The organism is Aminobacter anthyllidis, from assembly GCF_018555685.1.
Taxonomy (GTDB): Bacteria; Pseudomonadota; Alphaproteobacteria; order Rhizobiales; family Rhizobiaceae; genus Aminobacter; species Aminobacter anthyllidis.
Genome location: NZ_JAFLWW010000006.1, coordinates 308,214 through 329,915 on the forward strand (window position 1 = coordinate 308,214; position 21,702 = coordinate 329,915).

At 63.5% G+C, this 21,702-nt stretch carries 24 protein-coding genes and 1 tRNA gene; 16 read left to right on the forward strand and 9 right to left on the reverse strand.

Annotation, left to right across the window (positions count from 1 at the left end; all coding sequences use genetic code 11):
* Positions 1-2 precede the first annotated feature (2 nt).
* The 6 genes from J1C56_RS21650 to J1C56_RS21675 form a co-directional block, all read right to left on the reverse strand.
* A complete protein-coding gene (locus J1C56_RS21650) occupies positions 3-1,706 on the reverse strand; it encodes a glycoside hydrolase family 3 N-terminal domain-containing protein (RefSeq protein ID WP_214392129.1) in 1,704 nt (567 codons plus the stop codon).
* Positions 1,707-1,826: 120 nt separating this feature from the next.
* On the reverse strand, positions 1,827-2,627 hold the full coding sequence (locus J1C56_RS21655) for an ABC transporter permease (RefSeq protein ID WP_214392130.1): 801 nt from the start codon (positions 2,625-2,627) through the stop codon (positions 1,827-1,829).
* Positions 2,620-3,540 (reverse strand): ABC transporter permease, encoded by a 921-nt coding sequence (locus J1C56_RS21660; RefSeq protein WP_246591697.1) that lies wholly within the window; start codon positions 3,538-3,540, stop codon positions 2,620-2,622. The genes J1C56_RS21655 and J1C56_RS21660 overlap by 8 nt, the downstream gene beginning before the upstream one ends.
* Positions 3,537-4,586 carry an ABC transporter ATP-binding protein gene (locus J1C56_RS21665; RefSeq protein WP_214392131.1) on the reverse strand — a complete coding sequence of 350 codons (1,050 nt, stop codon included), beginning with the start codon at positions 4,584-4,586 and terminating at the stop codon, positions 3,537-3,539. The genes J1C56_RS21660 and J1C56_RS21665 overlap by 4 nt, the downstream gene beginning before the upstream one ends.
* A 31-nt stretch (positions 4,587-4,617) precedes the next feature.
* A complete protein-coding gene (locus tag J1C56_RS21670; RefSeq protein ID WP_214392132.1) occupies positions 4,618-5,679 on the reverse strand; it encodes an ABC transporter substrate-binding protein in 1,062 nt (353 codons plus the stop codon).
* A 1,080-nt stretch (positions 5,680-6,759) separates the two neighbouring features.
* Positions 6,760-7,455, reverse strand: a complete 696-nt coding sequence (locus tag J1C56_RS21675; RefSeq protein ID WP_214392133.1) for a TetR/AcrR family transcriptional regulator — start codon at positions 7,453-7,455, stop codon at positions 6,760-6,762.
* Between the two features lie 194 nt (positions 7,456-7,649).
* Here J1C56_RS21675 and J1C56_RS21680 point away from each other — a divergent pair, with 194 nt between their 5' ends.
* Positions 7,650-8,132: a RidA family protein gene (locus J1C56_RS21680; RefSeq protein WP_214392134.1), complete on the forward strand. Its 483-nt coding sequence runs from the start codon at positions 7,650-7,652 to the stop codon at positions 8,130-8,132.
* A 59-nt stretch (positions 8,133-8,191) separates the two neighbouring features.
* On the opposite strand, the gene J1C56_RS21685 is transcribed toward J1C56_RS21680, so the two are convergent.
* Entirely contained in the window at positions 8,192-8,425 is a 234-nt protein-coding gene (locus J1C56_RS21685; protein ID WP_214392135.1) for a hypothetical protein, read from the reverse strand.
* Between the two features lie 47 nt (positions 8,426-8,472).
* Between J1C56_RS21685 and J1C56_RS21690 the strand changes: the two genes are divergently transcribed.
* The 3 genes from J1C56_RS21690 (at position 8,473) to J1C56_RS21700 (ending at position 10,455) form a co-directional block, all read left to right on the forward strand.
* Positions 8,473-8,682, forward strand: a complete 210-nt coding sequence (locus tag J1C56_RS21690) for a cold-shock protein (protein ID WP_214392136.1) — start codon at positions 8,473-8,475, stop codon at positions 8,680-8,682.
* Between the two features lie 139 nt (positions 8,683-8,821).
* Positions 8,822-9,043: a hypothetical protein gene (locus J1C56_RS21695; protein ID WP_214392137.1), complete on the forward strand. Its 222-nt coding sequence runs from the start codon at positions 8,822-8,824 to the stop codon at positions 9,041-9,043.
* A 236-nt stretch (positions 9,044-9,279) separates the two neighbouring features.
* Positions 9,280-10,455 carry an aminotransferase class I/II-fold pyridoxal phosphate-dependent enzyme gene (locus J1C56_RS21700; protein ID WP_214392138.1) on the forward strand — a complete coding sequence of 392 codons (1,176 nt, stop codon included), beginning with the start codon at positions 9,280-9,282 and terminating at the stop codon, positions 10,453-10,455.
* 213 nt (positions 10,456-10,668) lie between these two features.
* Here the strand turns inward: J1C56_RS21700 and J1C56_RS21705 are convergent.
* A tRNA-Ser gene (locus J1C56_RS21705) sits at positions 10,669-10,758 on the reverse strand.
* Positions 10,759-11,091: 333 nt separating this feature from the next.
* On the opposite strand from J1C56_RS21705, the gene J1C56_RS21710 reads away from it, so the two are divergent.
* From J1C56_RS21710 to J1C56_RS21730, 5 genes are all read left to right on the forward strand, one after another.
* Positions 11,092-11,805 carry a hypothetical protein gene (locus J1C56_RS21710; protein ID WP_214392139.1) on the forward strand — a complete coding sequence of 238 codons (714 nt, stop codon included), beginning with the start codon at positions 11,092-11,094 and terminating at the stop codon, positions 11,803-11,805.
* A 70-nt stretch (positions 11,806-11,875) separates the two neighbouring features.
* Positions 11,876-12,196, forward strand: a complete 321-nt coding sequence (locus J1C56_RS21715) for a hypothetical protein (RefSeq protein ID WP_214392140.1) — start codon at positions 11,876-11,878, stop codon at positions 12,194-12,196.
* Between the two features lie 37 nt (positions 12,197-12,233).
* Entirely contained in the window at positions 12,234-12,899 is a 666-nt protein-coding gene (msrA, locus tag J1C56_RS21720) for a peptide-methionine (S)-S-oxide reductase MsrA (protein WP_214392141.1), read from the forward strand.
* A gap of 194 nt (positions 12,900-13,093) precedes the next feature.
* Positions 13,094-14,083 (forward strand): BMP family lipoprotein, encoded by a 990-nt coding sequence (locus tag J1C56_RS21725; protein WP_184770036.1) that lies wholly within the window; start codon positions 13,094-13,096, stop codon positions 14,081-14,083.
* Between the two features lie 84 nt (positions 14,084-14,167).
* A complete protein-coding gene (locus J1C56_RS21730) occupies positions 14,168-14,539 on the forward strand; it encodes a VOC family protein (protein ID WP_214392142.1) in 372 nt (123 codons plus the stop codon).
* A 36-nt stretch (positions 14,540-14,575) separates the two neighbouring features.
* On the opposite strand, the gene J1C56_RS21735 is transcribed toward J1C56_RS21730, so the two are convergent.
* Positions 14,576-14,785: a SlyX family protein gene (locus J1C56_RS21735; RefSeq protein ID WP_214392143.1), complete on the reverse strand. Its 210-nt coding sequence runs from the start codon at positions 14,783-14,785 to the stop codon at positions 14,576-14,578.
* A 167-nt stretch (positions 14,786-14,952) separates the two neighbouring features.
* Between J1C56_RS21735 and J1C56_RS21740 the strand changes: the two genes are divergently transcribed.
* From J1C56_RS21740 to deoA, 7 genes are all read left to right on the forward strand, one after another.
* Positions 14,953-16,485, forward strand: coding sequence for an ABC transporter ATP-binding protein (locus J1C56_RS21740; protein WP_214392144.1), 1,533 nt, complete (start codon positions 14,953-14,955; stop codon positions 16,483-16,485).
* Positions 16,482-17,624: an ABC transporter permease gene (locus tag J1C56_RS21745; RefSeq protein WP_214392145.1), complete on the forward strand. Its 1,143-nt coding sequence runs from the start codon at positions 16,482-16,484 to the stop codon at positions 17,622-17,624. Before J1C56_RS21740 ends, J1C56_RS21745 begins: the two co-directional genes overlap by 4 nt.
* 1 nt (position 17,625) lies before the next feature.
* Complete coding sequence (locus tag J1C56_RS21750) at positions 17,626-18,597, forward strand: ABC transporter permease (protein ID WP_214392146.1); 972 nt, start codon at positions 17,626-17,628, stop codon at positions 18,595-18,597.
* Between the two features lie 46 nt (positions 18,598-18,643).
* Positions 18,644-18,928 (forward strand): hypothetical protein, encoded by a 285-nt coding sequence (locus tag J1C56_RS21755; RefSeq protein ID WP_214392147.1) that lies wholly within the window; start codon positions 18,644-18,646, stop codon positions 18,926-18,928.
* Between the two features lie 19 nt (positions 18,929-18,947).
* Positions 18,948-19,340, forward strand: coding sequence for a cytidine deaminase (gene cdd / locus J1C56_RS21760; protein WP_214392148.1), 393 nt, complete (start codon positions 18,948-18,950; stop codon positions 19,338-19,340).
* Positions 19,337-20,143, forward strand: a complete 807-nt coding sequence (locus J1C56_RS21765) for a purine-nucleoside phosphorylase (protein WP_214392149.1) — start codon at positions 19,337-19,339, stop codon at positions 20,141-20,143. The genes cdd and J1C56_RS21765 overlap by 4 nt, the downstream gene beginning before the upstream one ends.
* 231 nt (positions 20,144-20,374) lie before the next feature.
* Positions 20,375-21,694 (forward strand): thymidine phosphorylase, encoded by a 1,320-nt coding sequence (deoA, locus tag J1C56_RS21770; protein WP_214392150.1) that lies wholly within the window; start codon positions 20,375-20,377, stop codon positions 21,692-21,694.
* Positions 21,695-21,702: the final 8 nt, after the last annotated feature.

Genomic DNA, 21,702 nt, shown 5'->3' on the forward strand with positions numbered 1-21,702 from the left:
GATCAGTGCCGGACGCCGTTCGCCATGTGATGGGCGAACGGCCGGTCGAAATGCGCCGCGCAAAGCTTGCCCAGTTGCTCGAGATCCTGGTCGTCCAGCGCCTTGATCATTTCGTCATGCTCGGCGAGTGCCGGTTCGACAAGGTTGTCGGTCATCAGGCTGCCGGCGTCGATGCTGCGCATCCCGGCATCGCAGTCGTGGATCGAGCGGGCGATGAACTCGTTGCCGGTCGCCTCGAGCAGCAGGTCGTGGAAGACGCGGTCCTGGACATAGGCCAGCTCGAGATCGCCGACCGCAATTGCCGAGCGGTGGAGTTGCCTGGCCTCTTCGAGCTTGCCCATCAGCATCGGCGACACCGGCAGGCGGATGCGCTGCACCGCGGCGGCGATCAAAAGCTGGCGGACGTCGTGCAGCTTGACGAGGTCGTCGGGCGACAGGTGGCGAACCACCGCACCGCGATAGGGCTCGAGCTTGACCAGCCCGGTGCGTGCCAGCTCCTGCAGCACGGCGCGCGCGACGTGCCGTTTGACGCCGAGGCCGTAGACCAGCTCGTCCTCCATGATGCGTTCCTTGGGCAGGATCCGGCCGAGCACGATGTCGCGTTCGATCTTCTTGGCGACGTTGCCGACGATTTCCGACGAGCGTGTCGTGCCCGATTGGCGCGCCCGCGCCCCGAGCGGCTTGAGCAGGTCTTCCAGCCGCCTGGCGGTTTCGGCGAGGTCGATCGCTGAAGGCCGCCGCCGCATCCGCTTGGCCCGGTGCAGGCGCTCGACGGCATTCTCCGACAGCGGCATGGCGGCATCGGCGACGCGCTGCATCTCGTCCATGTCGCCGCTGCCATGCAGGATGACGTCGCAGCCGGCTTCCAGCGTGGCGCTGACCTGGGCATCGATCGGATGGGTACGGCTGATATCGGAGACGTCGTCGCTCATCAGCACGCCGTCGAAGCGGATCATGCCACGGATGATCTCGTCGATGACCGTGCGCGAGGCGGTAGCCGGCGCGTCGCGGTCGATGGCGCGGTAGATGACATGCGCCGCCATGGCGCAAGGCATGTCTTGCAGCGAGCGGAACGGCACGAAGTCGGCCGACTGCATCTCGTCAAGCGAAGCGTTGACCACCAGCAGCGCCTCGGACTTGTCCTGGCGGGCACGGCCATGGCCGAGGATGTGCTTGATGACGGGCAGCACGCCACCGGCCAGCAAGCCCTCGCAGGTGGCGCGGCCGAGAATGCTTGCCATCTCCGGCGTGTCTCCGAGCGCCCGGTCGCCGATCACCAGGTCGCCCTTGCCGATCGGCAGGTCGAGCACGGGCGCGATGTTGATGTCGATGCCGAGATCGAACAGTTCCGCCGCGACGAGGCGTGCATTGAGCCGGACGGCGTCAAGCGCGCGCTTGATGTCGGTGCGTGCGATCTGAGCGAACAGCGAGGCCGGCGGCGGGGCGCGCCAGTGCGGCGGAGCCAGTCGGGCAACCCGGCCACCCTCCTGGTCGATCATCACGCGGACATCGCTGCGGCCGACGCTTTCGCGCAGCTCGGCCACCAGCAAGCGCAACTGCGCCGGATCGGCGCAGTTGCGCTTGTGCAGGATGAAGCCCCAGGGCTGGGCGGCGCGGAAGAAGCTGCGTTCGGCGTCGTTCAGGCTGGTTCCCGCGCAGCCGAACACCACGGCCCTCGGTTGCGTTCGGTCAATTGTCAGCGGCATGGTCATCACTCTTGGCGGGCTGCACGAGACCGATTTGTCACCGCCCGAGCCATCAGCTTGGCAGAAAAGCTGTCGGCGCGGAAGGGCGTGCGGTCCTGCCCGGAGCTGGTCGCCGGTCGGTCACGAATGCTCCTGCCGCTGGCGCCCGAACACCACCGTGACGACGATGGCGACAAGCACGATCCAGATCGTCGAGATCACCGCGGCCTGCGGGTCGACACGGTCGCGCAGGCCCAGGAACATCACCTTGGTCAGCGTCGTATTGGCGCCGCCACCGACGAACATCGACACGATGACCTCGTCGAGCGACGTCAGGAAGGCGAGCAGGGCGGCAGATAAAAGCGAGAAGCGCATCTGCGGGATGACGACCGAAAACATCGACCTCCACCAGCCCGCACCGAGGCTGCGGGCTGCCTTTTCCTGGGTGAAATCGAAGCGGGCGAAGCCTGCCGACAGGATGACATAAGCGGTCGGGATGGCGATCACCGTGTGGCCCAGCCACAAGCCCGGGAACGAACCGACGAGATGCATCCTGGCGAGCACGAAGAAGAGGCCGATGGCGACCAGGATGGGCGGCACCGTGGCCGGCATCAGCAGTACGGCGTAGAGCGGCAGCTTGGCCCAGCCGAGCGAACGCGTCGTGGCGTAGGCGGCGGCGAAGGCGATCGGCACCGCGCCGGCGGCTGTGACAGTCGCCAGCAGCAGGCTGGTCTTGGTCGCCGGCATCCACAGGTCGGACTGCCAGTATTGCTGCCACCAGCGCAGCGAAAATTCGCTCGGCGGAAACTGCAGCAGTTCGGACGCCGAGAACGACATCGGCACGACGATCAGCGAAGGTGCAAGCAGGAACACCGCCACCAGCGCGGTGAAAATGCCGATCGCCAGGCGCAGCGGCCATGAGACATCGAAACCGTCAAACATTGGGCGAGCCCCCCAGGGCCTTGATGCTGCGTCGGAGCAGGAAGGTAACGAAAAACACCATGCCGACCGACAACAAGAGCAGCACGCCGAGCGCGCTCGCCGCCGGCCAATCCGAAAGCACCGAGACGTTCTGCTCGATGCGGGTCGAGATCATCGGCACGCGGCCGCCGCCCAGGATCGCCGGGGTGACGTAGAAGCCCAGGCTGAGCACGAAGACCAGCACGGCGCCGGCGAAGATGCCGTTGGCGGCCAGCGGCAGGATCACCGCCCGCAGGGTCAGGAGCTTGCTGGCGCCGAGGCTGGCGGCGGCGCGGATAATGTTCTGGTCGATCTGCTTGATCGCCGCATAGACAGGCAGGATGAACAGCGGCAGCATCACATGGGTCATGCCGACGATGGTGCCGAAGAAATTGTTGATCAGCGGCAAGGGTTCGGAAACCAGCCCGGTGTCAGTCAGGAACCTGTTGACCAGTCCGTTGCGCTGCAACAGCACCGAGAGCGCGTAGGTGCGGACCAGAAGGGCCGTCCAGAACGGCAGCATCACAACCAGCAGCAGGATCGAAGCGAGCCGCCGGCCGACACTGGCCATGACCAGCGCAAATGGTGTGCCCAACAGCGCGCAGGTCAGCACCGTCATGCCGCTGACCTGGAACGTCGTCAGCACCGAGCGCGTATAGACCGGCGTGCTCATGATCTTGAGATAGGTGTCGAGCGACACAGTTCCGTCAGGCCGGGCGATCGATATCCACAACATGGCGGCGAGCGGCACGACGATGGCAATGGTCACCAGCAGCACCGCCGGCAGCGCGAGCCCAAAAAAGCCAAGCTGTGCCAGCATGCCGTCGCGCCGCAGCAGGGCCGAGTTGTCTGTGGCACCGGCTGCCGCCGGCAAGGTCATGGCAGGCGCGCTCATGCGTCGGTCACCGCGATCACCGCATCGCGCCGCACATGCAGCTTCAGCGCCGCACCTTCGGTCAGCGCCTCGAGACTGAAATTCGCCGCCTCGGCTGCGGCGATGCGCGCCGAGACGGCTCCGCCGTTCGCCAGAGCGACGGAGATGAGCCAGCTGTCGCCCTGGAACACAGAGCGCGTCAGCACGCCATCCAGTGACACGTTGTCATGGCCGCTGGCATCGGAAAGCGACAGCCTCTCGGCGCGGATCATCAGCTTGCGGCCCGGTCCGCCGACATCCGGCTCAGGGGCAACGAAACTGTCCACCGCGTCGAGCTCGAGAATGTTGGCCTCGCCCAGGAACTCGGCGACGAAGCGTGAGGTTGGCCGGTGATACAGCGAAGCCGGCGTGCCGAGTTGCCGGATGACGCCGTCGCGCATCACGGCAATGCGGTCAGACATGGTCAGCGCTTCGCGCTGGTCGTGCGTGACATAGACGGTGGTCAGGCCAAGCCGGTCGTGCAGCTTGCGGATTTCGTACTGCATCTGCTCGCGCAGGTTCTTGTCGAGCGCCGACAGCGGCTCGTCCATCAGCATCAGCCGGGGCTCGAACACCACGGCGCGGGCGAGCGCCACGCGCTGCTTCTGCCCGCCCGACAGGGTGGCGATGTCACGTTCAGCCATGCTGGCGAGATCAACGATGTCGAGCGCCTTTCTGGCACGCTCGGATGCCTCTGCGCGGCCGATACCGCGGACGCGCAGGGGAAACATGACGTTGGCAGCAACATTCATGTGCGGAAACAGGGCGTAGTTCTGGAACACCACGCCGATGCCACGCTTGTTGGCGGGCAGGCGGACAAGGTCGCGTCCATCGACAGAGATCTGTCCGCGATCGGGCCTGACGAACCCGGCAAGCGCCATCAGAAGCGTGGTCTTGCCGGAGCCCGAGGGGCCGAGAATGCTCAGGAACTCGCCGCGCCCGACATCGAGGTCGACGTCGTTGAGGGCACGGAAGGATCCGTAGGCTTTCGAAAGATTGCGGATTTCAATGAACGCAGCACTTGTCATGTCGTTCGAACCAAGCCGTTCCCTGCCGCGCTCAGCGCGACATCATTTCCTGGAAGCCGAGCTGGGCTTCGCCGACATGGTCAACCCACCATTCATTGCGCTGCGCGAGCTGGTGCGCAGCGTTTTCAGGATAGGTCGGCAGCTTTTTTGACACGTCATCGGGGATCAGCCCGGTCTCATAGGCGCGCTTGTTGGCGGCACCATACTTGACCCCGACCGAAAACTTCGCCTGCGCTTCCGGCTTAGACATCTCGTTGATCATCTTCATCGCTTCGGCGGCATGTGGCGCGCCGACCGGAACGGCCCAGCAATCCATGCTCATGATGCCCTGGTTGAAGGTGTAGTCGATCTTGGCCCCGTCCTTCTTGGCCGCCTCGAAACGGGCGTTCCAGCCCACCGACATGTCCACTTCCTTGTCCTTCATCAGCTGCGCGTGCTGGGCACCCGAATTCCACCACACCGCGATATGTGGGCGCAACTGCTCGATCTTGTCGAGCGCCCGCTGCATGCCGCCTTCCGACTGCAGCACCTCGTAGACCTTGTCCATCGGCACGCCATCGGCGAGCAGCGCGATCTCGAGCTGTGCCTCGGCATCGTTGCGCATCGCACGCCGGCCGGGGAATTTCTCGACGTCCCAGAAGTCGGCCCAGGTCTGCGGCGCCTTGTCCTTGTAGGCGTCGGTGTTCCAGGCCATGACCCAGGAGAAGATCAGCGCCGAGATGCAGTATTTCTGCGCCGTGCCCTCGATGAAGTCCTTCGAGTCGATGACGCTGTAGTCGAGCGGCATGAACAGGCCTTCGCGACCGCCTTTTTCGGCCTGGAAGGCGTTGGTCTGGACGAGGTCGAAGGTCACGGCATTGGCTGCTGCCTGCAGCTTGACCGAGGCATAGGCGTCGTTGATGGTTTCCTCGCGCACGGTGTCGCCCAGCGTCTTGGCCGCCGGCCCCCACAGCGTCTCGCGGCCGACCTCCTGGATCACGCCGCCGCCGACTGCGACGGTCACTTCGGCCGCCTGGGCCGCCTGGCCTGCGATGCCCCACGCGGCAAGCAGCGCGCAGGCAGAAAGAGAGTTCCTCACATTGTTTCGGATCATGGCAATTCCCCACGGGGCTGGTTTTCATCCAGCGGTTTTATTTTCCCTGAACAGCTCTGGACGGCTTGATTTGCCCGGTGTTCAGCGCCCTTGGCTGTGTCGCCAGGGCCAGGTTCAGAATTACCGTAGGGCATGTCGGGCAGGTATCCGCGATTTATCGATGCGCTTATCGATAATTTCGTCCTCGCTATTTCCCAAGTCCCGGCGACGGCGTCCACACGGGTCCGCGTATCACCCGAGAAGGCATCCAGTCGAGTTCATGGATGTGTTGGCTCGTGCAGCTTCAAAGCCTGCAAGGCATCATTTCCGTGGACGTAGTTGCCACACCATCCGAGGGGCGGACAGCTTCTTCACGTAACGTTGACTGGCACGCTCGCGCCTTGAAACAGCGAAGGCCTGCCGGGAGGGGGTCGCGGCAGGCCCCGCTGATGAAGCGAAAAGGTGGTTCTGGATCTTCGCTCCATCACCTCAACCCATTGGTCGCCCCAGGGTTCCTCCCAGCAAGCAAATAGCGCCGCCGGCCGACGCCAATCGGGGCGGGGAGATTGCATGGCATGTACCAGGCTCGTGCCCGCGATCCTGTTCGCCGCAAAGCTTGGCGTTGCCTGTCGGCCGAAGGTTGGCAGCGCCCGCGGATGCCGAGCTATCCCTTTTGGTTCTGGCAAGCCCTCTCCGGGCTCGTGATTGCATGTGAAATGGATCAAACGTGGTGTCGTCTCGCCGAAAGAGGGGTTGGAGATGTCCTTGCACGTAACACCGTAGGATTAAATATTTGTTAACCCAATCCTTGCTCAGCAGGTAATTTTAGTGCTCACTAATGTTGATGGGGGATATCGGGGGTTGCCGCCAATGAGATATCGCGAAGTACAGGAGCAGCTAAGGCTGGTTGGAATTCTCATGAGCAAGAGAGGCGGGAGCCATCGGGTCAACCATTTCGGTGGCGGCCCGGAGACGGCATACCTCACACCAGACCTCGACGAGGCCCTTCGCTTTGGCCTGTCCATGGCTAGGCCAAAGCATCTGCCCAAGAATTGGTGCATGCAGCGCTAGCCACCGTCTCATGCGGGAAATGACGAATGTTCATCCTCGCGGGGCGAGGCCATCGAGCAGGAAGTCGAGGCCTTTCCGGAACGTGCCATCCCAATCGCTGTCCAACAGCAGACGAGAGCGTTCGATTGTCGGGTAGCGTTCGCTGCGACGCGCAAGGCGCTGCTGCGCGGCGGCCCTGTCGTCGTCCGAGAGCTCGAAGCTCGCCCGGGTGACGGTGGAGCCCATCACATGGTTCCACAGCGACCATATCGCGACGTTCAGGTCTGCGTCCGCTACACCGGCCCCGGACAGGGTCTTGCTCAGCAGCTCCAGCCGTCCGAGGATGTTCGGGCCAAGCGCCCGGCGCGGCAACAGCGATGCCGACCAGGGATGGCGCAGCATGCTGGCGCGCCAGTCTTCAAGCACGCCAACGACTTCTTCGCGCCAGTCCTGAGGCTCACATGCTTGCGGCGGCCCGCCATATTCGAGCACTGAGTCGAGCGCCAGGTCAAAGACATCTTCTTTGCTATCGACGTGCCAATACAGGCTCATCACGCCCGAGCCGAGGCGGTCGGCCAGTCGACGCATTGTCAATCCGTCGACGCCCTGGGCGTCCAGCAGTTCCACCGCGGTCGCCACGATACGTTCCAGGGAGAGAGGCGGTTCACCGCGCGGCTCCGGCACGGCCTCGGGCAACTCACCGGGTTGGGATCGTTTGCCCTGGGCGCCGCTACGTTTGGCTGCCATTCGTCTTCCTCGCTGGTCGGAACCGCGATTTTGGCAGCCAGCGTCAGGAATGTCGATGCCGGGTGGTTGACTCGTACATCGTACCATACGATGAATTGGACACCGCACGGTACATCGTACGAGCGATGGGCCAAAGTCGATCGTGCCTGCTGCAGGGGCCCGTAGTGCTCAGTCCGCGGAGCCAAGAGAAAATCATGTCGCACGCAATCAAGCATCTGTTTATCGGAGGGCTAATCATCATGACCATGGCAATTCCCACTACGACGACAGCGAGTGATCTCAAGCTGACCATCGTCAATCCGCCAAAGCTCTATGACCCGACGCCGAACGGCTACAGCACGGCGGTGATCGTGCCCGGCGAAGCCAGGGTGGCCTACATTTCGGGGCAGGGCGGACAGGACGGCACGGGAGCCTTGTCGCCCGACTTCGCCGTCCAGGTGAAGCAGGCCTACGCAAACCTGGCGACTGCGCTTGAAGGAATTGGTGCCCGGCCGGATCAGGTCGCCAAGCTCACGGTCTTCGTGGTCGATCACGACATGTCCAAGCTCGAGGTGCTGACCAGGAACGTCAAGGAAATGTTCGGCGAGAAACTGCCGGCGCAGACCCTGGTGCCCGTCCCCAGGCTTGCCGTCGACCCCATGCTCTTCGAGGTCGAAGCCATCGTCATGCTGAAGTAGCGGTGCTGGGCGCACTTGGCGTGACCGACAAGTTGCCACTCAACACCGACGTTTGACCGTTAACAGGATGCCGATGGGATGCCGATTTCGATGGAGTTGCGCATTCCGTCGAAGTCGGAATTTCCACCTGTGGAACGGTCCATTTCAGAGAGCAGAATAATAAAATTGACAGCGGCAGCTAATGAATATAAACACCAGCTGTCGATATTTGCTTGTTCGATTTTTGTTATTGCGCAAAACCACTGTGCGCCAACGAACATCCCTTCAAATAAAATCGCGATGTAAACAGCCATGCACTCGCTTGGCTGTCGATGAATATTGCCATGAAAAGGGGTTTGTTATGACCACTGGCACAGTGAAATGGTTCAATGCTACCAAGGGCTTCGGCTTCATTCAGCCCGACAACGGCGGTCCGGACGTGTTCGTTCACATCTCCGCTGTAGAGCGGGCCGGCATGCGCGAAATCGTCGAAGGCCAGAAGCTCGCCTACGAGATGGAGCGCGACAACAAGTCGGGCAAGATGTCTGCCGGCCAGCTGCAAGCTGCCTGATCGGTCTTTGTGCCCTTCGGTGACCACGGATGTACTGGCACCGTCATAGGGCGCGCGAGACTACAAAAGCCAGGCAGTTTGCCTGGCTTTTTTGTTGGTGGCGCTCAGCCCTTCTTTCGAAACTTTAGGGATAACAAGCATGACCGATTCCCAGAGCAAGGCACGAGAACAGGCCGAGTCAGCCTTTGGCAAGACGCAGTCGCAGTCCCTTGCGCGCAACCGGATCAACTCCGAGATTGACGCGGTCGTTCAGCAGCGCGAGGAAAAGACACTGCGCTTGCGCGCTTTGCGGTTGGAAAAAGAAGCTGAGCTTGCGGCAAGTTCAGCGTCCGCTGGTGCCGGCAAATCTGCCAGGAAGTAACCACAAAATCAGTGGCTGGGCGGTCAGGAATGGCTGGCCCCGCCAAGTTCGCGCATCGCCTCGCGTCGTTCGTCCAGGCGCACACCATCGTCGAAATCTGAACCTCCGCCTGCCACCAAGGCTGCTCGACGCGGCCGAACCCTCTCCACGCGGGCGGGTTGCCGGGCTCACCTGAACGCCCCGTTTACTCTGGCGCTGCCCGAGCGCATGCTTTGCCGAGCATCGGGAGCGACCCCATGAGCATTCTGTCCACGCGCGCGATTTCGTCGGCCGACGCCATCGACACGGTCTTCAGGTTCTTCAGCAGCTATCGCGACGGCGTCGATGACAAGGATGTGCGCGCCGATCTCACCTTCGGCAATCCGCACGAAATGCCGCTGCCTGCGATGGTGGCGGCGATCAAGGCCAGGATGGAGCCGAAAAGCGCGAACTGGTTCGCCTACAAGACCAGCGAAGAGGAACCGCGCACGGTGATTGCCAAGGCCCTTGGCGCCGAACTCGGGCTGCCGTTCCACCCCGAGGACATCGCGATGACTCAGGGCGCCTTCGGTGCGGTCGCGCTCGCCTTTTCCCTGCTGCTTGACCCTGGCGACGAATGCATCATCCCGCTGCCGGGCTGGTTCTGCTACGCCACCACGCTGCGCGCCCGCAATGCTGTGCCGGTTCCGGTCCCGCTCGCCGAAGCAACATTCGACCTCGACGTGGCCGCCATCGAAGCGGCGATCTTGCCACGCACGCGGATCGTGGTGGTCAACACCCCGCACAATCCGACGGGCGTCATCTACAGCCGGGAACGTCTGACCGAACTCGCCGCCATGCTCACCCGCAAGTCGGCGGAGTTTGGCCGCCCAATCTTCATCCTGTCCGACGAACCCTACCGCCGCATCCGCTTCGACGGCGTGCCCTTTACCAGCCCCGCCGCCGTCTATCCCCACACGCTGATCGACTACAGCTACGGCAAGATCCTGCTCGCGCCGGGCCTGCGCATCGGCTACCTCGCAATCTGCCCGTCCATGCCCGAAGCCGACAAGCAAGCCCTGCGTGCGGCGGCGTTGACTTCGCAGGTTGGTGGCGGCTGGAATTTTCCCGATGCGCCGCTGCAATATGCGGTCGCCGATCTTGAAAGGATGAGCATCGACATCGGCGAACTGCAGCGTAAACGCGACCGGCTGCACGGCGCGCTGACGCAATGGGGCTACAGCATGACCAGGCCAGAAGGCACATTCTACCTCTGGGGCCGCGCGCCGGGCGGCGATTCGGTTGGCTTCATCCGCAGGCTGGCGGATCAAGGTGTCTTCGTGATGCCGGGAACGCTCTTCGACAGGCCGACGGATTTCCGGATCAGCCTGACGGGCACTGCAGAGATGGTCGAGGCAAGCCTTCCTGTCTTCGAGGCCGCAACTGAACGCTGACGCAGCTTTTGGAGCGAAATCGGGGATTTTTAGTCCGGGCGGGCTCTAATGCTATGGACGCCCCTGACGGCATCGGTGTGCCAAGGCTATGGGGTTGTCTGGTCGAGTCGGCCTTTTCCGGCCTGTTGTCGCGCTCGTATCCGCCGCTGCTAACCCCCTTTGAAATCAATAGGAATTTGGGCTTTCAAATGTAGGGGTTCGCAATTTGATGGCTGGCGGAGAGAGCGGGATTCGAACCCGCGTTACGGTTTCCCGTAAACACACTTTCCAGGCGTGCGCCTTCAACCACTCGGCCACCTCTCCGCATACGCGCCTTGCGCCGGCTGGTTCAGCCGGGCCGGTTGGGAGTGCACGCATCTCCTTGGCGTCGGCTCGCCGAGCCGTCAGTCGGGCGCAGTCAACCTGCCATACACCCATCCGCCTGCCGCCGAACACCCGCTAAAGCATCTGGCCGCGGGGCTCATCTAGTCGATCCTGCGCTGCTTGCCAAGCGCTGAGGCGGCAAATGTTGCCTGGTGAAATGATCATGGCCGCGATTTGTGCTTTCGGGGTGTCCTGCGGCGAGCGCGACCGCCTGCTTGCCAGTGCGCGCCGCATTGCCGCAAAGTGCTGCAGGCTTGCGGCGGGGGAGATTCGATGGCGTCCGACAACCAAACGCCCGAGAGGGACATCTGGGGCTGGCTGCCGGTGGCGTGGCTCTGCCTGGTCATGGCGCTCAGCGCCCGCGGCATTGACGCCAGCATCGCCATCATGCTGGATTTCTCGATGCCGACGGCGGTGTTGTGGCTGATCTACGCCTCGGTCGGCTTCAGCGCCGTGACGATTGCCTGGGGCATCTATCTGCTTGTCCTAGCCTACAATCGTTCTCCAGGCTTCCCTCGCAACTTCACCATCTGGCAATGGGCGATCATCGTCTTCCTGTTGGTCAAGCAGATCTACATCCTTGTCATGCCCGACTTCGCCTTCGGCATTGTCGGTCTTGCCTGGGACGGCGGCGAGATCGCGATCGGCTTGGCCATGATCTGGCTGGTCGGTCGGCAGGATCAAACGCCAGCCTTGCGGAGCAGTGGCTCGCATGAGCGGCCGCGCTTGCTGGTCTCCATCGTCGCCGCCATCATCGGCGTCATTGTCGGTGCGGCGCTAGGCGCCGGCCTCGCGCTCGCGGTTGGCTCGGGGATTTCCGAGGCCACCGACATGAGCTGCTTCGAAGGCGCCTGCGGCTACTTCGTGGTGCTGATCGGCCTCGGCGGTCTTCTTGTCGGCGCCGTTGCCGGCGGCATCTTCGCCGTCTGGCGGGTCAATCGCCGCAAGCCGAAGCCGGCCGTCCCGCCGCAAACGCCTGTCAATTAGCCGTGTCTTCGATTGCACCTGCCGGTCACGCGGCCTATTTCTCGTTCATAACCGATATCCAGGACCGCCGATGATCCGCTTCGTGTTCCGTCTTGCCGCCGCAATCGCGCTCTCAGTCGCCGTCATCATGGCCGTGCTCGACGCCACCCGCACCGTCGCCGTGTCGAGGCTGGTCATGACCCCGCTCGATACCAGCTGGTCGACGGCCTCGCCGACCACGCTGGCCGCGACCGAAGCATTCGTCCGCGAAAAGACCAGCCCGGCCTTCTGGGACAGCTTTGTCGTTCCGGTGCTCAATCAGCCTGGCTTCGCGATTTTCGCTGTCCTTGCCTTCCTGCTTTACGCGATTGGCCACAGGCGGCGTGCGAGCCGCTTTACCGGCGAGGTCTGAGGCCGGCGCGGCGACAAGCTTCAAGGAGGGGTGCGCGATGTTTTTCCTGAGCGACATGCTGAACAAGAAGCTCAAGCTGCCCGCCGCCAACGAAGCGTTGCCCGGCCGCCAGCGGACCATCCCGACGGCGTCGAAGCATCATGTCTCAAAACGCCCGCTCAAGGGGCCTTATCCCGAGGGGCTCGACCAGGCGCTGTTCGGTCTCGGCTGTTTCTGGGGCGCCGAGCGGTTGTTGTGGCAGACGCCGGGCGTGTGGGTCACGGCGGTTGGCTACGCCGGTGGCCTGACACCCAATCCGACCTACCAGGAAACCCGCACCGGGCTTACCGGACATGCCGAGGTCGTGCTGGTGGTGTTCGACCCCCGCGAGGTCGCCTATGCCGAATTGCTGAAGATGTTCTGGGAGGCGCATGACCCGACGCAGGGAATGCGCCAGGGCAACGACGTTGGCACGACCTATCGCTCGGCGATCTACACCTTCTCCGATGCCCAGCAGGCCGAGGCGATTGCCTCGCGTGATGCCTATCAGGCCGCGCTCAAGGCTGCCGGCCGGGAAAAGATCACCACCGAGATCGACACCGCGCCTCAGTTCTACTTCGCTGAAGAGGATCATCAGCAATACCTTGCCAAGAATCCCCATGGCTATTGTGGCCTGAAGGGCACCGGCGTTGCTTGTGCAATCCCCGACAAGGCGGCCGTTTAGACATTCGTTTCACACACCATTTGCAACGCCTGTGCATTTTTCCAAAAGGTCAAGATTCCGCGTGAATTTTGTCTTGGCCCGTGCAAGATATGGCCATGCGCGGGGGGAGAGATCCTCGCCATACGCTGTGCGGCAGCCGGAGGAACGGCTCGCGCGGCGATTGCAAAAAAGACAACCGACAGGGTGTGGATCACATGAAACGTATTGTCCTCGGCCTTCTGGCGGCTACCGCCATGTGCCTTCCGGCGCTCGCTGCTGATGTTCAGCCGGCGCTGCTCTACGATCTCGGTGGCAAGTTCGACAAGTCGTTCAATGAAGCGTCCTTCAACGGCGCCGAGAAGTTCAAGGCCGAGACCGGCATTGCCTATGTCGAGTTCGAAGTCTCCAACGCCTCGCAGCGCGACCAGGCCTTGCGCCGCTTCGCCGAGGATGGCCGCAATCCGATCGTCATGGCCGGCTTTGCCTGGTCCGAGGCGCTCGCCAAGGTTGCTGCCGACTATCCCGACCTCAAGTTTGCCATCATCGACATGGTCGTCGAAAAGCCCAATGTGAAGTCGATCGTGTTCAAGGAGCATGAAGGCTCCTACCTCGTCGGCGTCATGGCGGCTCTCGCCTCGCAGTCCAAGAAGGTCGGCTTCGTCGGCGGCATGGACGTTCCGCTGATCCGCAAGTTCGGCTGCGGTTATGTCGGCGGCGCCAAGGCTGCCGGTGCGACCGAAGTCATCCAGAACATGACCGGCGACACGCCTGCCGCCTGGAACGACCCGACCAAGGGCGGTGAAATCACCAAGACCCAGATCTCGCAGGGTGCTGACGTCATCTACGCAGCGGCTGGCGGCACCGGCGTCGGCGTGCTCCAGGCTGCTGCCGACGGCGGCAAGCTCGGCATCGGCGTCGATTCCAACCAGAACGGCCTGCAGCCGGGCAAGGTGCTGACCTCGATGCTCAAGCGCGTCGACGTCGCCGTCTACAACGCCTTCATGGATGCCAAGAACGACAAGTTCGAAGGCGGCATCAACAATCTTGGCCTCAAGGAAGGTGGCGTCGACTACGCCATGGACGACAACAACAAGGCGCTCGTCACCGACGAGATGAAGGCTGCGGTCGAAAAGGCCAAGGCCGACATCATCGCCGGCACCATCCAGGTGCATGACTACACCTCGGACGACAAGTGCCCCTATTGATCGGCTAGCCCGATCGAAACCCACGCCGCCGGGCATCGTCCGGCGGCGTGGGTCATTCTGGCTCGGTTTTTGGGGCGGCAGTCAATGTTCACGGTGACCGGAATTGGCGGCTTCTTCTTTCGCGCCAGGGACCCTCAAGCGCTCGCTGCCTGGTATGAAAAGCACCTTGGCATCTCGGACATTTCGCGCGAGGTCTGGAAACAGCAGGCGGGGCCGACAATCCTTGCGCCCTTCAGCCAGGACACCGAGTATTTCGGCCGCCCGGAGCAGCAATGGTTGATCAATCTGCGCGTCGATGACCTCGATGCCGCGATGTCCGACCTGAAGGCTGCCGGTATCGCGGTGGAAACGCGAGCGGAATGGGACTCGGAGGTCGGCCGGTTTTGTCGGATCCACGATCCCGAGGACAATCCGATCGAGCTGTGGCAGCCATCCGACGCTGCCGGTCTGGCCTGAATCTTGATCGGCCTGAATCTTGATCGGAAAGCTGGATCACCAGTGGGGCGGTTTGGTCACCGGCGTATCGGGCGCCGACTGTTCTTCGAGCGCCAGAAAACGCTCGGCGAGCACGTCGAGTTTCTTTTGCATCCGCTCGATGATCTTCCACTGTTCGGCGATCTGGCCGGAAAGCTCCTCGATCGTATGCTCCTGCTCAGTGGCGCGTATTTCGAGCGTCGTCAGCCGGTCATCGGGCGTGGTCATGGGCGATCCTCATTAGGTCGTCATTTCGGTCGTTGCGTCGAAATTGGTCAAGGGTCGGCCAATTCCACGGGGCAACAAGGCGAGCCGATTGGCAGGGCAGTATCGGCGTGCTAGCTCTTTCGGCAAGCCATAACAAGAACATAAGAAACCTGAGGTGGGACGGTCGTATGGCGGAAGCAGCTATCGAACTGATCGGCATCAACAAGAGTTTTGGTGCGGTCCGCGCCAACCGCGATATCGCGCTCGAAATACCGCGCGGCACCATCCACGGCATCATCGGTGAAAACGGCGCCGGCAAGTCGACGCTGATGTCGATCCTCTACGGCTTCTACCAGGCCGACAGCGGCGAGATCCGCGTCAATGGCAAGCCGACCAACATCAAGACGCCCAATGACGCGATCGCCGTGGGCATCGGCATGGTCCACCAGCACTTCATGCTGGTCGAGAATTTCTCGGTGCTGGAAAACGTCATTCTTGGTGCCGAGGGCGAGGCGCTGCTCAAGAAATCGATCGCCAAGGCGCGCTCCGAGCTGCATCGTCTCGAAGACGAATACGGCCTCGAGGTCGATCCCGATGCGCTCATCGAAGAATTGCCGGTCGGCCTGCAGCAGCGCGTTGAAATCCTCAAGGCACTCTATCGTGGCGCCGAAATCCTGATCCTCGACGAGCCGACTGGAGTGCTCACCCCGGCCGAGGCCGACCACCTGTTCCGCATCCTCCAGCAGCTGAAGGAGCAGGGCAAGACGGTGGTCCTGATCACGCACAAGCTGCGCGAGATCATGGCGATCACCGACAATGTCTCGGTCATGCGCCAGGGCACCATGGTGGCGACGCGCAAGACCAGCGAAACCACCGTCGAGGAACTGGCCGAGCTGATGGTCGGCCGCCGCGTGCTGCTGCGCGTCGAAAAGGGCGAGGCAAAGCCGGGGGCCGTCAAGCTCGCGGTCAAGAACCTGACCGTCAGGGATTCGCGCGGCGTCACCATGGTCGACGACGTCTCGTTCGACATCCGCGCCGGCGAGATCGTCGGCATCGCCGGTGTCGCCGGCAATGGCCAGTCCGAGCTGATGGAGGCCGTCTCCGGCATCCGCAAGGCAGTTTCGGGCACCGTCATGCTCGATGGCACGCCGATCGACCTGACCGGCCAGGCCGATCCCGGCGAGTTGCGCGATCGTGGCCTAGCCCATGTGCCGGAAGACCGGCATCATGTCGGGCTGGTGCTGGCCTTCGACGAAAGCGAGAACTCGATCCTCGGCTATCACGACAAGCCGCAATACCTCAAAGGCCCGTTTCTCAACCTCGATGCGATCCAGAAGGACGCGCAGGAAAAGATCGAGAAATACGATATCCGCCCGGCCAATCCCCGGCTTAAAACCGCAAATTTCTCCGGCGGCAACCAGCAGAAGATCGTGCTCGCGCGGGAAATCGAACAAGATCCCGGCGTTTTGATCGTCGGCCAGCCGACCCGCGGCGTCGATGTCGGTGCCATCGAATTCATCCACAGGCGCCTGATCGCCATGCGCGACCAGGGCAAGGCGGTGCTGCTTGTCTCGGTCGAGCTCGACGAGATCCGCTCGCTGTCCGACCGTATCCTGGTAATGTTCGCCGGCCGCGTCGTCGGCGAGCGCGGACCCGAAACCAGCGAAGGCGAGCTTGGGCTGCTGATGGCAGGCGTCGAACACAAGGAGGCCGCCGAATGAGCACGCCTTACGCAAAACTCCCGGCCTGGGCCGATTACGGCCTCATCCCCCTCATCAACCTGCTTGTCGCCTTTGCCGTTGCCGGCCTCGTCGTGCTGCTCGTCGGCGAAAATCCGCTGCGCGCCGCCGTCATCCTCGTCGAGGGCGCCTTCGGCAGCGGCCAGGGCATTGCCTACACGCTGTTTTACGCCACCAACTTCATCTTCACCGGCCTTGCGGTCGCGGTCGCCTTCCACTGCGGCCTGTTCAACATCGGCGGCGAGGGCCAGGCCTACATCGGCGGTCTTGGCATCGCCATTGTTGTCCTGTCCTTCGACAGCACGCTGCCCTGGTGGGTCGTCTTTCCGCTGGCGATCATAGCCTCCGCGCTCTTCGGCGCGCTGTGGGCGCTGATCCCGGCCTATCTCCAGGCCAAGCGCGGCTCGCACATCGTCATCACCACCATCATGTTCAACTTCATCGCCGCCTCGGTGATGGTCTACATGCTGGTCAACGTGCTGAAGCCGATGGGCTCGATGGCGCCGCAGACGCGCCAGTTCCTCGAAGGCGGGCAGTTGCCCAAGCTCGGCTGGCTGCTCGCCGAATTCGGCCTCAAGGTCAGGCCGTCGGCGCCGCTCAACATCTCGTTCCTGCTGGCGCTGGTCATGGCCTTCCTTGTCTGGGTGCTGATCTGGCGCACCAGGCTCGGCTACGAGATCCGCACCTACGGCTTCAGCTCGAAGGCCGCGCGCTACGCCGGCATTTCGGAACCCCGCATCATCATCGTCACCATGCTGATCTCGGGCGCGCTCGCCGGCATGATGGCGCTCAACCCGATCATGGGCGACCAGCACAACGTGCCGCTCGATTTCGTTTCCGGCGCCGGCTTCGTCGGCATCGCTGTGGCGCTGATGGGCCGTTCGCATCCGGCCGGCATCGTGCCGGCGGCGATCCTGTTCGGCATGCTCTACCAGGGCGGCGCCGAGCTCGCCTTCGAGATGCCGAACATCTCCCGCGACATGATCGTCATCATCCAGGGCCTGGTGATCCTGTTCGCCGGCGCGCTGGAGAACATGTTCCGGCCGACGATCCAGGGCATCTTCGCGAGTATCAGCCCAGGATCGGTCGGCATCACGGCGACCAAAGGGGAGCGTGCCTGAAATGGAATTCGTCGACGCGCTCATCAACATCCTGAACTCGACCATCCGCGTTTCGGTGCCGCTGCTGCTTGCCTGCCTGGCCGGCCTCTATTCCGAACGCGCCGGCGTCTTCGACATCGGCCTTGAAGGCAAGATGCTGGCAGGCGCCTTCGCCGGTGCCGCGGCTGCGGCGGTCTTCGCCTCGGCGTGGATCGGCCTGCTCGTCGCCGTGCTGGTTTCGGTCGGCATGGCGCTGGTCCATGGCTTTGCCTCGATCACCCATCGCGGCAACCAGATCGTCTCGGGCGTGGCCATCAACTTCATCGCCGCCGGCTCGACGATCATCCTCGGCCAGGCCTGGTTCCAGCAGGGCGGGCGCACGCCCTCGCTGCCGCCGGAAGGCCGCTTTGGCGAGATCAAGCTGCCCGGCGCCGACGCGCTGCGCGACGTGCCCGTCATCGGCCAGCTCTATTCCGGCCTGCTGTCGGGCCACTCGCTGTTGACCTACGTCGCCTTCCTCGCCGTGCCGTTCACCTGGTGGGTGCTGTTCCGCACGCGCTTTGGCCTGCGCCTGCGCGCCGTCGGCGAAAACCCGGCCGCGGTCGACACCGCCGGCATCTCGGTCGCCTGGCTGCGCTACCGCGCCGTCATCTGCACCGGCATCCTCACCGGACTTGCCGGCTCCTACATGGCGCTCGCCCAGAATGCCGGCTTCGTCAAGGACATGACCGCCGGCCGAGGCTACATCGCGCTCGCAGCCCTGATCTTCGCCAAGTGGAAACCGGTGCCGGCAATGTTCGCCTGCCTGCTGTTCGGCTTCCTCGACGCGCTGTCGATCCGCCTGCAGGGCACGCCACTGCCGCTCATTGGCAAGGTGCCGGTGCAATTGATGCAGGCGCTGCCCTACATCCTCACCGTCATCCTGCTCGCCGGCTTCATCGGCAAGGCCATCCCGCCGCGTGCCGGTGGCGTGCCTTATGTGAAGGAGCGCTGAGATCGAACGTTGCCTTCCAACATAGCGGGGGAGCTTGGAGGTCGTTATGCTGACGCAGGTCATTCGAGCCTTCTTCCGGTCCTACGGCTACCGGTTTCTGGCAACTGAGGATCTGTTGGAAATGAAGGGCAGAACCTACGCGTCGTTGAGCATAGTCGAGGACGAGGATGGCGAGAGAAAGATGCTGTTCAGGTACTGGCTCGACGAGGCCACACGCACGCAGGTTCTAAGTCGCGAGAACGTCGAGGGCATCATTGCATCTTGCCGAACGTTGCTTGACCATTCTGTCTGGAGCGAAGGCCCGGCAGATCGTTTGAACTCAAGTCTGTAGAGTAAAGACAAGGCTTCTTATGTCCCACGATCTCTTCCAGGCGGCGATAGCCGCCATGGCCAAGGCCTACGCGCCCTATTCGAAATTTCCGGTTGGCGCGGCACTGCGCACCGAAGACGGCCGTGTCTTTGCCGGCGCCAACATCGAGGTCGCGTCCTACCCCGAGGGCTGGTGCGCCGAGACCACCGCGCTTGGTCATTACATCATGGGCGGCGGCGGCAAGATCACCGAGATCGCGGTCGTTGCCGAGCGCATGGCCCGCATCACGCCCTGCGGCGGCTGCCGTCAGCGCCTGGCCGAATTCACCAGCCCGGACACCAAACTCTATCTCTGCGACGACGCCGGCATCGTCGAAACGGTCACCATGGGCCAGATGCTGCCCTACGGCTTTGAAGGCGAGATGCTGAAATGAAGGAAGCCGTCGATCGCCTCGTCGAACAGCTCGACGGTCTTGCGCCTGCAACCGCCATGGTGCTGGGCTCCGGCCTTGGCGGCCTCGTCGATGAGGTCGAAAACGCCGTGCGCATTCCGTATGCCGCCTTGCCCGGTTTCCCCCGGAGCGGTGTGACAGGCCATGCCGGCGAGCTCGTTGCCGGCCTCTTCGGCGGCCAGCCGGTCATCATGATGGCCGGCCGCGCCCACTACTACGAACATGGCGACGCGTCGGTGATGCGTCCGGCGCTCGAGACGCTGGCCGGCATCGGCGTAACGCAGCTCGTGCTGACCAATGCGGCCGGCTCCGTCGATCCTGAAATGCTGCCCGGCTCGATCATGCTGATCGAGGACCACATCAATTTCGCCGGCACCAACCCCTTGTTCGGCGAGCCGACCGACAGGCGTTTCGTCGGCATGACCGAGGCCTATGACGCCGGCCTGCGCAAGGCGTTCGAAGCCGCCGCCGCAGCAGCAAGCATCGACCTGCACAAGGGCGTCTACATGTGGTTCTCCGGTCCGTCTTTCGAAACACCTGCCGAGATCCGCATGGCTCGCATGTTCGGCGCCAATGCGGTCGGCATGTCGACCGTGCCGGAGGCGATCATCGCCCGCTTCCTCGGCCTCAAGGTGCTGGCCTGTTCGGTCATCACCAACCTCGCCGCCGGCATGACCGGGGCCGAGCTGTCGCACCGCGAGACCAAGGACATGGCCCCCATCGGCGGCGGCCGCCTCGCCACGGTGCTGCGCAAGATGTTCGAGAAGGGCACGCTCGATGGCTGAGGTTTGGACCGGAGTGAGTGCCGCGTTCCTGCGCGCCCCCCTCTGGCCTGCCGGCCATCTCCCCCACAAGGGGGGAGATCACTCGTCCTCGACGTCTTCGCCAATCACCACTGCCCCAAGACGAGCGGCAAGCGTGCCGCAGCTGATCTCCCCCCTCGTGGGGGAGATGGCCGGCAGGCCAGAGGGGGGCAACGTCGAGCGCCATCCTGTCCAGTCCGCGAGCGCCATCTGATGCTCCCCCAAGAAATCATCCGCCGCAAGCGCGACGGCAAGGCGCTCACCTCAGGCGAAATCGCGGCCTTCGTTGCCGGCATCTCTTCGGGCTCCGTCTCCGAGGGCCAGATCGCGGCCTTCGGCATGGCTGTCTTCTTCAACGGCATGAGCCGCGACGAGGCGGTGGCGCTGACGTCAGCCATGCGCGATTCCGGCGACGTGCTCGACTGGTCCGATCTGCCCGGTCCCGTCACCGACAAGCATTCGACCGGCGGTGTCGGCGACAACGTTTCGCTGATGCTGGCGCCCATCGTCGCGGCCTGCGGCGCCTACGTGCCGATGATTTCGGGCCGTGGCCTCGGCCACACCGGCGGCACGCTCGACAAGATGGATTCGATCTCCGGCTATGTCAGCCAGCCCGACCTCGCCTTGTTTCGGCGCACGGTGCGCGAGACAGGCTGCGCCATCATCGGCCAGACATCAGATCTCGCCCCTGCCGACAAGCGCTTCTACGGTATCCGCGATGTCACCGCGACGGTGGAATCGGTGCCGCTGATCACCGCCTCGATCCTGTCGAAGAAGCTCGCCGCCGGCCTCCAGTCGCTGGTGCTCGACGTCAAGATCGGCAATGGCGCCTTCATGGAAAAGGCCCGCGATGCGGCGGCGCTGGCCACCAGCCTCGTCGAGGTTGCCAATGGCGCGGGCCTCAGGACCACGGCGCTGATCACCAACATGAACCAGCCACTGGCCTCCGCCGCCGGCAACGCCGTGGAAGTCCAGAACGCGGTCGATTTCCTCACCGGCCGCTTCCGCGATCCGCGCCTGGAAGAAGTCACGCTGGCGCTCGCCGCCGAGATGCTGCAGTCGGCCGGTCGGGCAAGCTCGCAGCGCGAGGGGCTGGCGCGGGCGCGCACGGCACTTGAAGACGGCACCGCCGCCGACATCTTCGGCCGCATGGTCTCTGTCCTCGGCGGCCCGGCCGACTTCGTGGCGAAGCCGGCCAGATATCTGCCCAAGGCAGATTTGGAACTGGTGGTGAAGGCTGAGCGCAACGGCTTTGTCTCGACTATTGCCACCCGCGACATCGGCCTTGCCGTCGTTGCGCTTGGCGGCGGCCGCACCCGGCCAGAGGACAAGGTCGACCACGCCGTCGGCATCACCGGGCTTGTACCGGTCGGGGCCGAGATACGGAAAGGCGACACGCTGGCGCATGTCCACGCCCGCAGTCCGCTTGTGGCGGAAGCCGCCGCAGCTTCAGTGCTTGCGGCCTATGTGCTCGAAGACGCAAGGCCGGCGACCGCCAAGATCATCGCCAGACGCATTGCGCCGCGCAGCTAGATAGCCAC

Bases quoted from the DNA above. Each gene is read 5' to 3' on its own strand.
- J1C56_RS21750 (WP_214392146.1), top strand. From the start codon at position 17,626: ATGGAATTCGTCGACGCGCTCATCAACATCCTGAACTCGACCATCCGC.
- J1C56_RS21690 (WP_214392136.1), top strand. From the start codon at position 8,473: ATGACCACTGGCACAGTGAAATGGTTCAATGCTACCAAGGGCTTCGGC.
- J1C56_RS21725 (WP_184770036.1), top strand. From the start codon at position 13,094: ATGAAACGTATTGTCCTCGGCCTTCTGGCGGCTACCGCCATGTGCCTT.
- J1C56_RS21695 (WP_214392137.1), top strand. From the start codon at position 8,822: ATGACCGATTCCCAGAGCAAGGCACGAGAACAGGCCGAGTCAGCCTTT.
- J1C56_RS21740 (WP_214392144.1), top strand. From the start codon at position 14,953: ATGGCGGAAGCAGCTATCGAACTGATCGGCATCAACAAGAGTTTTGGT.
- cdd (WP_214392148.1), top strand. From the start codon at position 18,948: ATGTCCCACGATCTCTTCCAGGCGGCGATAGCCGCCATGGCCAAGGCC.
- J1C56_RS21680 (WP_214392134.1), top strand. From the start codon at position 7,650: ATGTCGCACGCAATCAAGCATCTGTTTATCGGAGGGCTAATCATCATG.
- J1C56_RS21675 (WP_214392133.1), bottom strand. From the start codon at position 7,455: ATGGCAGCCAAACGTAGCGGCGCCCAGGGCAAACGATCCCAACCCGGT.
- J1C56_RS21765 (WP_214392149.1), top strand. From the start codon at position 19,337: ATGAAGGAAGCCGTCGATCGCCTCGTCGAACAGCTCGACGGTCTTGCG.
- J1C56_RS21715 (WP_214392140.1), top strand. From the start codon at position 11,876: ATGATCCGCTTCGTGTTCCGTCTTGCCGCCGCAATCGCGCTCTCAGTC.
- deoA (WP_214392150.1), top strand. From the start codon at position 20,375: ATGCTCCCCCAAGAAATCATCCGCCGCAAGCGCGACGGCAAGGCGCTC.
- J1C56_RS21735 (WP_214392143.1), bottom strand. From the start codon at position 14,785: ATGACCACGCCCGATGACCGGCTGACGACGCTCGAAATACGCGCCACT.
- J1C56_RS21685 (WP_214392135.1), bottom strand. From the start codon at position 8,425: ATGGCTGTTTACATCGCGATTTTATTTGAAGGGATGTTCGTTGGCGCA.
- J1C56_RS21745 (WP_214392145.1), top strand. From the start codon at position 16,482: ATGAGCACGCCTTACGCAAAACTCCCGGCCTGGGCCGATTACGGCCTC.
- msrA (WP_214392141.1), top strand. From the start codon at position 12,234: ATGTTTTTCCTGAGCGACATGCTGAACAAGAAGCTCAAGCTGCCCGCC.
- J1C56_RS21660 (WP_246591697.1), bottom strand. From the start codon at position 3,540: ATGAGCGCGCCTGCCATGACCTTGCCGGCGGCAGCCGGTGCCACAGAC.
- J1C56_RS21730 (WP_214392142.1), top strand. From the start codon at position 14,168: ATGTTCACGGTGACCGGAATTGGCGGCTTCTTCTTTCGCGCCAGGGAC.
- J1C56_RS21710 (WP_214392139.1), top strand. From the start codon at position 11,092: ATGGCGTCCGACAACCAAACGCCCGAGAGGGACATCTGGGGCTGGCTG.
- J1C56_RS21665 (WP_214392131.1), bottom strand. From the start codon at position 4,586: ATGACAAGTGCTGCGTTCATTGAAATCCGCAATCTTTCGAAAGCCTAC.
- J1C56_RS21700 (WP_214392138.1), top strand. From the start codon at position 9,280: ATGAGCATTCTGTCCACGCGCGCGATTTCGTCGGCCGACGCCATCGAC.
- J1C56_RS21755 (WP_214392147.1), top strand. From the start codon at position 18,644: ATGCTGACGCAGGTCATTCGAGCCTTCTTCCGGTCCTACGGCTACCGG.
- J1C56_RS21670 (WP_214392132.1), bottom strand. From the start codon at position 5,679: ATGATCCGAAACAATGTGAGGAACTCTCTTTCTGCCTGCGCGCTGCTT.
- J1C56_RS21655 (WP_214392130.1), bottom strand. From the start codon at position 2,627: ATGTTTGACGGTTTCGATGTCTCATGGCCGCTGCGCCTGGCGATCGGC.
- J1C56_RS21650 (WP_214392129.1), bottom strand. From the start codon at position 1,706: ATGCCGCTGACAATTGACCGAACGCAACCGAGGGCCGTGGTGTTCGGC.